This is a genomic window from Thomasclavelia sp. (assembly GCF_047249845.1).
In the GTDB taxonomy this organism is placed as follows: Bacteria; Bacillota_I; Bacilli_A; order Erysipelotrichales; family Coprobacillaceae; genus Thomasclavelia.
Map to the genome: position 1 here is coordinate 20,743 of NZ_JBKTWO010000029.1, position 13,130 is coordinate 33,872.

Here is a 13,130-nt window from a genome sequence, read left to right on the forward strand (position 1 = left end):
CTATTCTTGCTCGAGGATCTGTTTAATTCCTGTCCATCCTAAAGTTGCACATTTTATTCGGTTTGCTTGTTTATGAGTATTCATAAATGCAATCGCTTCTTCAAGAATTTCAGGATCATAATCCTTTTCATATATCATATTATAATAATTTTCAATAATGACTTTAGCCTCATCAATAGTTTTACCAATCAATAATTCTGTCATAATCGATGTACTTGCAGTACAAATAGCACAGGCTTCACCATCAAAACGAATATCTTTGATAATTCCATCCTCAACTAAAGCCTGAATATCAATATCATCTATACATGTTTCTGAATCCATGTTCACGAACTTATAATTATCGTCATCAACCAAACCATGATTACGTGGTGATTCATAATGATCCATAATTATTTGTCGCATCATCATACTATCCAAAGAAGGCATCTAAAAAGTCATCTCCTTTCTTACAAACCTCAATAAATTTATCAATTTCTTCAAATGTATTATAAAAATAAAATGAAGCTCTTAAAGTTTGACTAACGTCCAAAAATTCGTCAAGAATTTTAGCACAGTGCTGACCTGCCCTAATAGCAATACCATGAGTATTAAATAAAGAAGCCCCATCTTGACTAAAAACTCCTTTAATATTAAAAGCAATTGCCCCATTACTATTTGGATTATATACTTCTATATTATCTAACTCTAACAGCCTTTCTACCGCATATTGACGTAATTGTAATTCATATTGATGAATATTATCCATCCCTATTGCCATCAAATATTTAATAGCAGCACCTAAACCAATTACTCCTTCAATATTAGGAGTTCCAGCTTCAAACTTAGCTGGAGCAGTTTTTAATTTGATCTGACCACAACTTTTATATCTAGCATTACTACCTCCCCCCCAACGAGTTGGCTTTGTTTCTTGTAATAAATCATATTTACCATAAAGAATTCCTACTCCGGTAGGACCGCACATTTTATGTCCAGAAAAGACAAAGAAATCAACATCTAAATCTTTTACATCAACTTTTTGATGAGGTACACTTTGAGCTCCATCAACACAAACAATAATTCCCTTTTCATGAGCAAGTTTACAAATCTCTTTGATTGGAGCGTTAAACCCTAAAACATTAGATACTTGCGCAATAGAAATAATCTTAGTTTTATCAGTTATCGCTTTAGCAACATTTTCTACAGTAAGTGCACCCTCTTCGTTTAAATCGATATACTTAACAACACTGCCAACACTATCACAAACTTCAAACCATGGCAATGTATTAGATGCATGTTCAGCTACTGTTAACAGTATTTCATCATCTTTAGTTAAATGAGTCATCCCATATCCAAAAGCAATCAGATTTAAACCATCAGTTGAACCATATGTATAAACAACTTCATGATGATCACAATTAATCAATTGTGCAACAAGTTTACGAGTCTTTTCAAACTGAGTATCAACATCATGTGAAAGATCATAATCGCCACGATGTGCATTACCTGAATAGTTAGTTAAATAATCACAGACAGCATCAATTACACATTGAGGTTTTAATGTTGTTGCCCCATTATCAAAATATATTAATGGCTTCCCATGCATTTTAGTTCCATTTAACATTGGAAAATCCTGACGAATTTTTGTTACATCTAACATTAAATACCCACCTTCTCTTTTAATGTATCATTAAATAATTCTTTTAACTCATCATTATCAATAAATTCAAGGACAGGGATAAAATAACCATAAGTAACTAAATGCATCGCATCTTCTTTACTCAATCCCCGTGATTGTAAATAATATAAATGTTCCTCATCAATTTTACCAACACTAGCACCATGACTAGCTTTGACATCATATTCATCAATGTACAAATATGGATTAGCTTTTGCTTTACAATCTTTATCAAATACAATAATCTTATTAGTTTGATGGCTGCTTGATTGATGGTTATCTTTTTTTATTGTTCCAATTCCATCAATAACTAAAGCAGCTTGATTCTTTACAACGCCATAATTATCCATAATCCCAGTAGTATATGGTGCCTCATGGACTAATGACAAAGTAATATGTTTCTTTTCTGCATTTCTTGCAAGAGCTGCCAAACGAATCGTAGCATTAGCGTTTTCTCCAATCAATGCATAATTTATCTCCATCTCAATACTATTTGTAGCTAATTCAACATATGCACATTTAACATTACCATCACGTTCTACTTTAACATTCTCAATAACTTTTGTCTTAATTAAACCATCACTTTGATTATCAGCATATCTTAAAACATTTGCATTTTTTGATATCTCAATATTTTTCACAAGTGTTGCATTTGTTTTTAAATCGTATGTTTCAATTAGCTCTAACGATCCTTTGATCGTTAAATCAACTGAATAATTTCCTTCTTGATCAATAAGATAGATAATTTGTAATGATGAAGCATCATCAACAATAATTTTATTATTAATGATTTCTATTCGATCATTACCCTTATGACTTATAATTGTACCATTTTGAACAACTAAATAATTATTAATACCATGTAGTTGATTCATTATTTAGTCTTCATTCTTTCTTTATTGGCACAACTTTCAAGTATAATTGGTTTCTTTTCTTCTGTCGAAATTTCAACCCCTAATTCTTTTACCCATTCATAACCTTCTTGATCAATTTTTTCAACTACTTCTTTACCACCGCTTAAAATAATTCTTCCATCTACTAATACATGAACATGACTTGGTGGTACTAATTCAAATAAACGTTCATAATGTGATACCATAACACATCCGAAATCATTTGATTCCATTCCACTAATCGCATTAGCTACAATTTTTAAAGCATCTACATCTAAACCAGAATCAATTTCATCTAGTAATGCAAATTTAGGTTGTAACAACTTCATCTGCAGTATTTCATTACGTTTTTTCTCTCCTCCAGAAAAACCTTCATTTAAATAACGATGTGCTAGATTTTCATCCATTTTTAAATCTGCAATATTTTTTTCTAAAGTTCTTACAAATTTAAATAACGAAACTGGTTTTTCTTGATGCGCATTTACTGCCGCTCGTAAAAAATCAGACGTTGTCACACCAGGTATTTCTTGAGGATACTGCATTCCTAAAAAGATTCCTGCTTTGCTTCTTTCATCAACGCTCATTTCTAAAACATTTTGATTGTCAATATATATTTTTCCTTTTGTAACTGTATATTTAGGGTGTCCCATGATAACTGATAAAAGCGTTGATTTTCCATTACCATTTGGTCCCATAATAGCATGAATTTCACCTGTATTAACTGTCAAATCAATTCCTTTAAGAATTTCTTTTCCATCAATACTTACATGTAAATCTTCTATTTTTAAAGTTGACATAATTAAGCCCCTTTCTATTTTCGAATTAATTCTACTAAATAAGTAATTAAAAAACAAATAAAATGATAATTATTAATCAAAAATTTCATCTTTTCTAAAATAGAAATCTATTTCAATTTATATTATAACCAAATTGTGGTATATTTATATGTAATGGAGGTGTGAAAATGGAATTTTTAAATAAATTTTTAAGAATCATTTCCTCAAAAAAAATTACACATACTTTATTAAACATTATGGTCGTTCTTGTAATTATGCTTTTAATCATTGCTACAAGTGATTTATGGAGTGGTGTTATTGGTGCTGTTTGGTTAGTTTCTCGACCATTTATTATTGGCTTCACGATTGCTTTTGTTTTAAATCCACTTATTAATTTTGTTGATAAATACGTAAAAAAACGTTCTATTTCAGTAATGTTAATATATCTAGCAGCACTTGCTATTTTAATTTTAATTATTTCTTTAGCTGTACCAATGATTTATGATAGTATCTCAGAAATGTTTCCAGCCTTTAATGCAGGGCTCAAAGAAATTGGTGTTTTTGTTAAAAATAATTTTAATTATGATATTTCTTCACTAACAAGTTATATTCAAAATATCGTAAGTGAATTTTTTAATGATTCAACAGTATTAGATACAACTATCGATGTCTTAAATCAAGTATTGATCAACGTTACAAATATCTTGATTTATTTAATTTTAGCTATTTATATGTCTAGTAATTTTAACCATATTCGTCAGACAATAAAAAAAATAACACGTAAAATTGATCATAACCTTCCTACATACTTAAAAGAAATTGATTTATCTTTAGTCCAATATGTTAAAGCATTTTTTATTGGAGCTATTGCTCAAGCTATAACGACAATGTTAATGTATTTATTAATTGGTCATCCAAATTGGCTGATTTTAGGATTTGTTTCTGGTGTTAGTTCAATCATTCCATATGTAGGACCAATAGCTGCTAATTGTTTAGGATTAATTACTTCTTTAGGAATGGGTACTACTACAATAATCATTCTATGTGTTTTAATCTTTATTCAATCCACGGTGATGTCGTATATTATTACTCCTAAAATCTATTCTTCTCGAATTGATCTGGGAATTATGTGGGTACTATTTGGCATTTTATCTGGTTCATCTTTATTTGGAATGTTAGGAATGGTTATTGCGATGCCGCTACTTGTAAGTGTTAAAGTTACTTACCAGGTTTATAAAGAACATCATTATGATAAAGTAGTTATTTGATACACCTAGGTGTATCTTTTTGTTTGAATTTCAAAGTTATATGTATTATATTATTTACGGGTGATAAATATGGAAAAAGTTAATAGTGAATTATCAAAAAAAATCAAACGTATTGTTCCACCGTATTTTAAAGAAGAAGTATTTAATTGTATAACCCATGGAATCATGGCACTTATAATGTTATTTTTGATTCCTGTTTGCGCAGTTTATGCTTATATCAAAGGTGGTATAATACAAGCATTTGGGGTTAGTGTGTTTACAATTTGCATTTTTTTAATGTTTCTTGTTTCAACATTATATCATGCAATGGATCATAGTAGTTCTCATAAGCAGATATTTAGAATCCTTGATCATATTTTTATATATTTTGCAATTGCTGGAAGTTATACACCAGTTGCTTTATGTCTAATTAAGGGATATCAAGGAACAATCATTTTAATCATTCAATGGTTAATGGTATTAGTAGGTATTTTATATAAGTCTTTGTCAATAAAAAGTCTTCCTAAACTTTCTTTAACAATATATTTAGTAATGGGATGGACAGCTATATTATTTTTCCCTTCAATTATAAAAAACTCAAATATGATTTTTCTTTGGTTGATTATTGCGGGAGGAATTATGTATTCAATTGGAGCTTTCTTTTATGCAAATAAAAATATCCCATATAATCATGTTATTTGGCACATTTTTATTTCCGTCGCTTCTATTTTACATTTTATTGCAATTGTTTTTTATATTTAAAAAGATGCCAGGTTTTGGCATCTTTTTACTAACACATATTACAAATGATTACTAATAAAATAAATAATACTAATACTAGTGTAAAAGAGTTATCTTGGCAAGCCATTGTAATCGCCTCCTTTTTATAAACAATAGATACCGACAATAACTAAAATAATAAATAGTACATACATGTTTACGTTTTTGCATTTACAGTTACTCATCTAATTCCCTCCTACCACCTACATACTTTAAATTATGTTAAAATAACAATTGCTAGTGTGTTTTTGCCTATTTTATTGAAATTAGATGAAGAAAATAGTATAATCATATCGTTATGGAAAAAGATAAGGAGGAAAAATATGAAATTAGGAAAATGTGCTGCTGCTTTAGTAGTAACTAGTTTCTTATTAACTGGATGTGGTAATTCTAAGACAGTTAAAGAAGATGGTAAATATGTTGTTGCCTCTTTAAGCAAAGATAAAAAGGATAAAAATATTTTTGCTGATGATATCTTTAAAGATATCACTAATACAAATAGTGGGAAAGGTGCTTATTTTGAAGCTGTTTTACAACAATTGATGGATGATAAATTCCCAATTGATAGCGACATGAAAACTGATGCTAATCGAACAGTAGATCAAATCAAAGCATATTACGAAAATCAATATGGCGATAATGCTGAGGAACAATTAAATACTGTTTTATCTTCTAGTGGTTATTCATCATTAGATGCGTATCGTGAAGCTATGATCAAAGCTTATCAAAAATCTAATTTTTTACTTGATTATGTAAAGAAGAATTTTGATAAAACTTTTGACGATTACTATACTCAAGCAAACCCACGTGAAGCAAGTATTATTAAAGTTGCAATGACTGATGTAGAAAACCCTACTGAAGAAGAAAGTACAAAATTAAATGAAGTTACAGCATTAATCTCATCAAGTAAATCATTTGGAGATATTGCCAAAGACTATTCGGATGATACTACTACAAAAATGAATAAGGGTGGTTTAGGAGTGGTTGATTCTACTACTGGTATCAGCAACACTTATGGAAAAGATGTTGAAACTAAAATCTTAGCCTTAAATCCAGGGGAAACTAGTGAAGCAATTAAAGGAAACGATGGTTATTATTTTGTTAGTGTAACTAGTACTGATAAAAAAGCTATAAAAAAAGTTATAAAAAAAGATTTATCGATCGACAGTCCATTGATCGCTTATGATATGTATCTTCCATACATTGCATATCAATCATATGATGTAAAATATAGTAACAAGGATGTTAAAAAATTAGTTAATGGCATTATTGATGAAGCATTAAAAGAACGTGAAACTAGTCGAGGAGGAACAGAGTAATGAAGAAAAATATAATTCCTTTAGCTGTTGCTGGAACTTTATTAGTAGGTTGCGGTTCATCAAGTGCTATTACTTATTCAAGTGAAGTAAGTGACGGTGATAAAACAGTTATTACTATCGGGGATACTAAAATTACTAATAATGAAATTTATCATCATTTATTAAAACAATTTGGTAGTTCTGAAGTTTTATCTCTAGCGCTTACTTATATTGCTGATCAAGAAGTAACAGATAAAGAGGCAATTAAAGCTAAAGTAGATGAAAAAGTTGCCTCAACTAAAGAAAATATTACTACCAGTTTAGATGAAGTTGCTAAACAATATGGTTATAAAAATGAACAAGAATATATTGATAAAATCATAACTGTTGGTGCTAAACAAGACTTATTGATAGATAAATATATTGACAAAAATTATAATGATTTAATCAAAGAATATAAAGTTAAATATTTAAAAGTTATTACTGTTGATACTGAATCTGGTGCTTTAAGTTTAATTGATAAAATTAAAGAAGGTGCCGATTTTGACACAGTAATGAATGAAAATAACGGTAGTGATGTTGGAATGGTAACTACTAAATCTACTAATGTTGATTCAAAAATTATTAAAAAACTAGATAAATTTACTAAAGATGGTATCTACGATAAAGTAATTAAAACATCTGAATCTAAATATGCTGTTGTTTATGTTTATAACAGTGATAAAAGTAAAATAAAAGATGAAGTTAAAAGTAGTTTAGCTTCTGTAAGTGAAATGTCAACTAAAATGGAAAGTTATTATTTAAAACAGTACAATTTTGACATTTATGAAGAAGCAATTAAAGATGAAATTAAAGAATCTAATGAGGATTATTTAGGATAAGGGTTTACCCTTATCTTTTTTATGTGTTAAAATATATATATGGAGGATTTTATTATGGAGAATTGTATATTTTGCAAAATTGCAAACAAGGAAATATCTGGAAAAATAGTATATGAAGATGATATTTGTTTAGCTTTTTTAGATTTAAGTCAAACTACAGATGGACATACTTTAGTTATTCCTAAAACTCATTACAAAAATATTTTGGAAGTAGATGACAAAACACTTATCCATTTAATGACTGTTACTAAACAACTTGCAAATATGATCGTTACTAGTTTAAATGCTAAAGGTGTTAATATCTTAACCAATGCCAATGAAGCAGCAGGTCAAACAGTAATGCATTTTCATATTCACATCATTCCTCGCTATAATCATAATGATCAAATAGCAATTAATTTCACTGATCGTAGTACAGAGGTAAACTTAGATGATATTTTAAATAAAATAAAAGCTGAAATGAATTAACTATAATAGTTAGTTCACTTCAGCTTTTTGCTACAAGATTTTAATCTATTTTTGGTTTATAAAAAGCACGATTTTCTAATGCAAAAACACGTTTTGAAAACGATCCAGGTTCAACTGATTCCAAAGCTTTTTCTAACATATTTATTCTAGCATCCATATTATCAATTAAATAAACTATTTCGGCTTCTTTTACTTGGGGTAAGACAGGTGAGCCAAATTCATTTTTACCATGATGAGCTAAGATCATATGTTGAAGTAAAGTTACCTCTTCTCCTTCAATATGCATTTTATCAGCCATTTCTTTTATCATCGCCTGTGAAATTGAAATATGTCCTAACAGTTTACCTTCAATTGTATATTCAGGAACTACTGGTCCACTTAATTCTACAGTCTTACCTAAATCATGCAATGTGATTCCAGAAAATAATAAATCTTTATTTAATGATGGATATAAAGTACACAATGCATCTGCTATATTCAACATACATAGGGTATGATGAGCTAATCCTGATACATATTCATGGTGATTTTTACTTGCTGCAGGATAAATTTTAAGTTTTTCTAGATGTTCATCAAATAATGCTTTAACTAATTGATTTAACTTTAGGTTATCAATACGATCAATATATTTTTTTATATCTTTAATTAATTCTTCACCATTTTTTGGAGCACTTTTTAAATATTTTACTTGTTCATTAGGATCACTTGAAGCAACATGGATTTTAATTATTTTCATTTGGCGATCCTCATTATATTTAATTATATCACCCTTCACTTGAACAACGCTACCCATAATAAGTTTTTCTACTTGTTCATTAGTTGCATTCCATAGTTTAGCATCTATTGTCCCCGTAGTATCTTGCAAAGTAATGCTTAAATAAGTTGAACGATTTGCACCATTTGTCTTCCCAGCAACTACACGATTAATCAAGGCTTCAATGATTATACCTTCATCACCGGGCTTTAATTCATTAATTTTATTCATCGTTTAAAGCTCCTTCTTTATTAATTAATTCTTTAATATGTTCATAATTGTAACCTTTTCTAAGTAAGGTATCAATAATTTTTTCTTTTAATTGATTTCCCTGATATTTTTTTAGATATTTCTTTTTTTGTTTTATAAATTCTTTTTCTAACGCCATTTGTTCTTTTTGATCATCAAAATCAAAATCATAATCTGCTAGTGCTCTTTCGATTGTTTCTGTTGTAAAACCTTTGATATATAACTTATCACGAATTTTTTTAAGCATTGCTTTATATGAAAAAGTACTATTACGATTATAGTAAGTATCGATTATCTCAGTTGCCGCATTATATTCATCATCAGCATCATTTTCTTCTAAACAGCGATCAATAACTTCACTATTAATACCATAACTACGTAAATTATAAATAGCCTTATTCAGCCCAATACCTAAGCGTGTACAACGTTTTAAATAGTTTAGGGTATATGCTTCATCATTTATCAAATTCTTCTCCTGAAGCAATTCTAGCGTTGCATCTAACTGAGTATCATCATAGCCTCCATTATCCATAAGCTTTTTTTTCATTTGATTATATGTATAATCTTTTACTGTAAGTAATTTTAAAGCTTTATTATACGCTCTTGTAACTTGCTCATAGTCTTTTAATACATCAAAAATTTCTTTATTGATTTCTTTTCCAGGTTCTAATTTATAAGCCTTGATTACCTTATCACTAACTTCAATAATTATCTCACTTTCATCAAACAAAAAAACAACTTCATTTATTCCTTTTTTAATTGAATAAATTGATTTAACAGTGTATGTATAATGTTTTAAATTAATTGCTCTTTGATACACAGCTAATACCTTTTCATAAAAAACTTCACTACTAAATTTCATAGCATTCAAATATGCTTCTTTAGCCATATTTGAATAATCATTACTCATCATTTTTAGCAAAATAGCAACCAGCTCACTTGTTTCTCTAAAAAAATAGCCATTTACCCCATCAATAATAACATTTTCTAAATTCTTATCATAGCGAGCAATTGCAGGTATCCCACTAGCCATTGCTTCTATATAAGTTAAACCTTGAGTTTCAGTAACTGAAGCAGAAACAAAAACATTTGAAAGATGATAGTAACTTGGAACTTCCTCACTAGGCTTAGGTCCTGTAAAAATCACATATTTACTAATATGATCATCTCTCACTAGTTCTTTTAATTCCTCAAGTTGTGGACCCCCACCTACAATTAGACATAAAACATTATCATTTTCTTTGACAACTTCTTTCATCGCATCAATCAATACTTCAATACTTTTTTCCTTTGCTATTCGCCCTAAAAAAGTAATAATAAATTGATCTTTAATACCATACTCTTCTTTAATTTGTTTGATCAATGCATTATCTTTATTTTTAGGATCAAATTTTTCTAATTCTAATCCAGTTGGAATGATATGCATATCTTTATTCAATCCATATTTCTTTAATGCTTCCTGTGTTTTTATTGAAGGAACAATTAATTCTGCACTTTTATCACCATAGAATTTACTTATTCTTGTTATTGCTTTTTTAATCAACCCGTCTATTGCCCCAGAATTAACTGGATTTACATAATGAGAATAATCAGCCCACATTGTATGATAAGTATATACAACTGGAATATTCAATGATTCCCCAACGATCCTACCAAAAATCCCAACTCCAAATTCAGTTTGTACATGGATTACCTCAATATTCATTCCTTTAATTTCACGCATTCCTTTAAATGAATATATATTACAAGCACGATAACCATATAGTGCTTGAATCTCTAAACCTGGCACTCTTAAAATGTTATCACTTGGATCATCAAAATAATCACTTTCACTAGGTAATTCACTTGTTACAACAACGACCTCATGACCATGTTTTATCAATTCATCTCTTAAAATCTTAGTTGATGTCGCCACCCCATTAATATCAGGGATATATGTATCCGAAAAAATAGCTATTTTCATAATTTACTCCAATCTATTTATTTCTTTATTAACTGCAAAAACTAAACCACCAACAATTAATCCTAAATAATATGTAATAAAGCGCCATATCAACATAGTAGTAGGTGTTCCAATCGTCCCTAATACAGGTGAAAATAGCATAAAGTATACACCTTCACTGCCACCACTCGCACCAGGTATTGGTACAAATGCAGTTATCATATAAACAAATGAGCAAATACCAATAAAATCTGGCAATTGATCAACTGTAACATCCATATGCAGTGCTTTAGCAGCAAAAAACGGAATACTGTACATAATAATTAATTTAAATAAATTAATTATAGATGATTTAATCAATACTGTTTTATTCCGTTGTAAAATACTTAATTCATTTCTAAAATTTTCTAACGACCGAGAAATTTTAATTGCAGTATCTTTATAATTCTTTATTATATGAATTCGGCTTAAAAATTTAATAATATTATTACAAATAAAATCTTGAAGACGTCTTGATTTTGCTCCTAAAAATAATCCTGCAATAACAAAAAAATTAATTAAAAAACCAATTATTGCCAATGAAAAAAAACCCGCATATACAGAACTATAGACTTGATATCTAAATATCATGATTATCGCAGTAAATAAAACCAAAACACTTTGATATACAATAAAAGCCATTAGTAAAATACTTGCAGAATTAGCAGGAGTAATTCCCTGACGATTAAATATATAAACTTGTGCAAACTGACCTCCACTTGAAAAAGGAGTTATTCCATTAAAAAATGTTCCAGAAATAGCGTTGGTAAACCCCTGTTTATAAGTATAATCTTTCTTATATAAATGTCCAAAAGTATATAAATTCATCCCATCAAGAAGAAAATAAATTCCCATTAGTATAAATGAAAATATGATCCATATCGGTGAAGCAGACATTAAAGCTTTTAAAGAGGCTTGTAAATCATCTTTCATGGTTAAATAGATAACTATAGCCCCTAATGTTAAAATCAATAAAATATTTAAAAAATATTTTTTATTCGACTTTTTATCCATAAAATTACCTCAAATTAGAGTTCCAGTGTCTCTTCATACACCTCTAATAATTCTTTCCCAATTTTAGATAGTTCTCTTTCTTTAGCAACCTCATACCCGTTATCAACTAAACTAGGAGATTTACCTAAAACTATTTTATTAATAAGCTCAACAAAATCATCAGTATCTTTACCTTTATAACAATTCACACCATTTTCAAGCCATTTAGAAAATACTGGAATATCTCGTAATAAAATATTACATTTACAAGCTAATGCCTCTAATACAACAATCCCTTCAGTTTCTTCACGTGATGGGAAAAAAAAGACATTACTTCTTCCATATGCCCCTTTTATTATATCGCCACTTACATATCCAGGCAAAATCACATTACTAGGAAGTTCATCTAATAATATTTTTATTTTTTTAGTTGGACGAGATAATTTAACATCTCCAAACCACATAAATTTATAGTCAGGTAATTTTTTTGCAACCTCAACAAAAGTATCAAATCCTTTACGCTCAAATAACCATCCTACAGATATAATAATAACCTCATTGTTTTTTATGTTATATTCATTTATAAACATTTCCACTTGTTCGTTAGTTGGATTAAATTGTTCTAAATCAACTCCATTAGAAATTGCTTTTACTGGTATTTTTATTCCATAAGATTGTAATAATCCTTTTGAATATGGTGTAGGTGTTATTATATAATCACCTTTAGTGTATAAGTTAATCAACCATTTTTTATAAACACCTGAAACTGAATTAGAAAACATAAATGAATTCTTAAAATCTTCTTCAGTACTATGGGCATGATATACAATTTTTTTATTATTATCACGTGCTTGATTTATCATTTTAAAACTATCTGGCCAAACAGTATTAATATGCAAAATATCATAATCTAAATCATCTTTGTCAGTAGTATAAGGAATTCCATTTAATTCAAGTGCTTTTTTTTGATGGACAAACGCACGACCTATTCCCGACTTTTTTATTGAATCTTCTTGTCCAAAATATAATTTAATTTTCATTTTATCACCATCGTTATTATACTACAAAATAGAAGTTATTAAAAGCAGTAATTCAAACACAAAAAAAGGATACAGAAAGTATCCAGGGGAATAAAAAAAAGAACCGGCAGCTT

The 13,130-nt window shown here is 28.8% G+C and carries 14 protein-coding genes; 5 read left to right on the forward strand and 9 right to left on the reverse strand.

The window, feature by feature from the left end:
• The 4 genes from sufU to sufC are packed head-to-tail and all read right to left on the reverse strand — an operon-like array spanning position 1 to position 3,347.
• On the reverse strand, positions 1-429 hold the full coding sequence (gene sufU, locus ACLR9T_RS08630; protein WP_092353220.1) for a Fe-S cluster assembly sulfur transfer protein SufU: 429 nt from the start codon (positions 427-429) through the stop codon (positions 1-3).
• The gene (locus ACLR9T_RS08635; RefSeq protein WP_413109140.1) at positions 413-1,639 is read right to left on the reverse strand and encodes an aminotransferase class V-fold PLP-dependent enzyme; all 1,227 of its coding nucleotides are present in this window, start codon (positions 1,637-1,639) and stop codon (positions 413-415) included. The genes sufU and ACLR9T_RS08635 overlap by 17 nt, the downstream gene beginning before the upstream one ends.
• Entirely contained in the window at positions 1,639-2,532 is an 894-nt protein-coding gene (locus ACLR9T_RS08640) for a SufD family Fe-S cluster assembly protein (protein WP_413109141.1), read from the reverse strand. The genes ACLR9T_RS08635 and ACLR9T_RS08640 overlap by 1 nt, the downstream gene beginning before the upstream one ends.
• Positions 2,532-3,347 (reverse strand): Fe-S cluster assembly ATPase SufC, encoded by an 816-nt coding sequence (gene sufC / locus ACLR9T_RS08645; RefSeq protein WP_413109142.1) that lies wholly within the window; start codon positions 3,345-3,347, stop codon positions 2,532-2,534. The genes ACLR9T_RS08640 and sufC overlap by 1 nt, the downstream gene beginning before the upstream one ends.
• A 167-nt stretch (positions 3,348-3,514) precedes the next feature.
• Between sufC and ACLR9T_RS08650 the strand changes: the two genes are divergently transcribed.
• Both ACLR9T_RS08650 and trhA read left to right on the forward strand, forming a co-directional pair.
• Positions 3,515-4,594, forward strand: coding sequence for an AI-2E family transporter (locus ACLR9T_RS08650; RefSeq protein WP_413109143.1), 1,080 nt, complete (start codon positions 3,515-3,517; stop codon positions 4,592-4,594).
• Between the two features lie 69 nt (positions 4,595-4,663).
• A complete protein-coding gene (trhA, locus tag ACLR9T_RS08655; protein WP_413109144.1) occupies positions 4,664-5,335 on the forward strand; it encodes a PAQR family membrane homeostasis protein TrhA in 672 nt (223 codons plus the stop codon).
• A gap of 28 nt (positions 5,336-5,363) precedes the next feature.
• Here the strand turns inward: trhA and ACLR9T_RS08660 are convergent, their stop codons facing one another.
• Positions 5,364-5,441, reverse strand: a complete 78-nt coding sequence (locus ACLR9T_RS08660; protein WP_081721172.1) for a YjcZ family sporulation protein — start codon at positions 5,439-5,441, stop codon at positions 5,364-5,366.
• 235 nt (positions 5,442-5,676) lie between these two features.
• Between ACLR9T_RS08660 and ACLR9T_RS08665 the strand changes: the two genes are divergently transcribed.
• From ACLR9T_RS08665 to ACLR9T_RS08675, 3 genes are read left to right on the forward strand one after another with little or no spacing between them, the layout of a single operon-like run.
• Positions 5,677-6,672 (forward strand): peptidylprolyl isomerase, encoded by a 996-nt coding sequence (locus ACLR9T_RS08665; RefSeq protein WP_413109145.1) that lies wholly within the window; start codon positions 5,677-5,679, stop codon positions 6,670-6,672.
• A complete protein-coding gene (locus ACLR9T_RS08670; protein ID WP_413109146.1) occupies positions 6,672-7,532 on the forward strand; it encodes a hypothetical protein in 861 nt (286 codons plus the stop codon). Before ACLR9T_RS08665 ends, ACLR9T_RS08670 begins: the two co-directional genes overlap by 1 nt.
• Before the next feature lie 54 nt (positions 7,533-7,586).
• Positions 7,587-8,000, forward strand: a complete 414-nt coding sequence (locus ACLR9T_RS08675) for an HIT family protein (protein ID WP_413109147.1) — start codon at positions 7,587-7,589, stop codon at positions 7,998-8,000.
• Between the two features lie 40 nt (positions 8,001-8,040).
• On the opposite strand, the gene ACLR9T_RS08680 is transcribed toward ACLR9T_RS08675, so the two are convergent.
• From ACLR9T_RS08680 to ACLR9T_RS08695, 4 genes are read right to left on the reverse strand one after another with little or no spacing between them, the layout of a single operon-like run.
• A complete protein-coding gene (locus ACLR9T_RS08680; protein WP_413109148.1) occupies positions 8,041-8,985 on the reverse strand; it encodes an HD domain-containing protein in 945 nt (314 codons plus the stop codon).
• The gene (locus ACLR9T_RS08685; RefSeq protein ID WP_413109149.1) at positions 8,978-10,966 is read right to left on the reverse strand and encodes a glycosyltransferase; all 1,989 of its coding nucleotides are present in this window, start codon (positions 10,964-10,966) and stop codon (positions 8,978-8,980) included. The genes ACLR9T_RS08680 and ACLR9T_RS08685 overlap by 8 nt, the downstream gene beginning before the upstream one ends.
• A gap of 3 nt (positions 10,967-10,969) precedes the next feature.
• Complete coding sequence (locus tag ACLR9T_RS08690) at positions 10,970-11,998, reverse strand: lysylphosphatidylglycerol synthase transmembrane domain-containing protein (RefSeq protein WP_413109150.1); 1,029 nt, start codon at positions 11,996-11,998, stop codon at positions 10,970-10,972.
• Between the two features lie 14 nt (positions 11,999-12,012).
• On the reverse strand, positions 12,013-13,017 hold the full coding sequence (locus ACLR9T_RS08695; protein WP_413109151.1) for a glycosyltransferase family 4 protein: 1,005 nt from the start codon (positions 13,015-13,017) through the stop codon (positions 12,013-12,015).
• Positions 13,018-13,130 lie beyond the last annotated feature (113 nt).

Coding starts and splice junctions, on each gene's coding strand:
- ACLR9T_RS08680 (WP_413109148.1), bottom strand. CDS start 8,985: ATGAATAAAATTAATGAATTAAAGCCCGGTGATGAAGGTATAATCATT.
- ACLR9T_RS08640 (WP_413109141.1), bottom strand. CDS start 2,532: ATGAATCAACTACATGGTATTAATAATTATTTAGTTGTTCAAAATGGT.
- ACLR9T_RS08635 (WP_413109140.1), bottom strand. CDS start 1,639: ATGTTAGATGTAACAAAAATTCGTCAGGATTTTCCAATGTTAAATGGA.
- trhA (WP_413109144.1), top strand. CDS start 4,664: ATGGAAAAAGTTAATAGTGAATTATCAAAAAAAATCAAACGTATTGTT.
- ACLR9T_RS08665 (WP_413109145.1), top strand. CDS start 5,677: ATGAAATTAGGAAAATGTGCTGCTGCTTTAGTAGTAACTAGTTTCTTA.
- ACLR9T_RS08695 (WP_413109151.1), bottom strand. CDS start 13,017: ATGAAAATTAAATTATATTTTGGACAAGAAGATTCAATAAAAAAGTCG.
- sufC (WP_413109142.1), bottom strand. CDS start 3,347: ATGTCAACTTTAAAAATAGAAGATTTACATGTAAGTATTGATGGAAAA.
- ACLR9T_RS08685 (WP_413109149.1), bottom strand. CDS start 10,966: ATGAAAATAGCTATTTTTTCGGATACATATATCCCTGATATTAATGGG.
- sufU (WP_092353220.1), bottom strand. CDS start 429: ATGCCTTCTTTGGATAGTATGATGATGCGACAAATAATTATGGATCAT.
- ACLR9T_RS08690 (WP_413109150.1), bottom strand. CDS start 11,998: ATGGATAAAAAGTCGAATAAAAAATATTTTTTAAATATTTTATTGATT.
- ACLR9T_RS08660 (WP_081721172.1), bottom strand. CDS start 5,441: ATGGCTTGCCAAGATAACTCTTTTACACTAGTATTAGTATTATTTATT.
- ACLR9T_RS08650 (WP_413109143.1), top strand. CDS start 3,515: ATGGAATTTTTAAATAAATTTTTAAGAATCATTTCCTCAAAAAAAATT.
- ACLR9T_RS08670 (WP_413109146.1), top strand. CDS start 6,672: ATGAAGAAAAATATAATTCCTTTAGCTGTTGCTGGAACTTTATTAGTA.
- ACLR9T_RS08675 (WP_413109147.1), top strand. CDS start 7,587: ATGGAGAATTGTATATTTTGCAAAATTGCAAACAAGGAAATATCTGGA.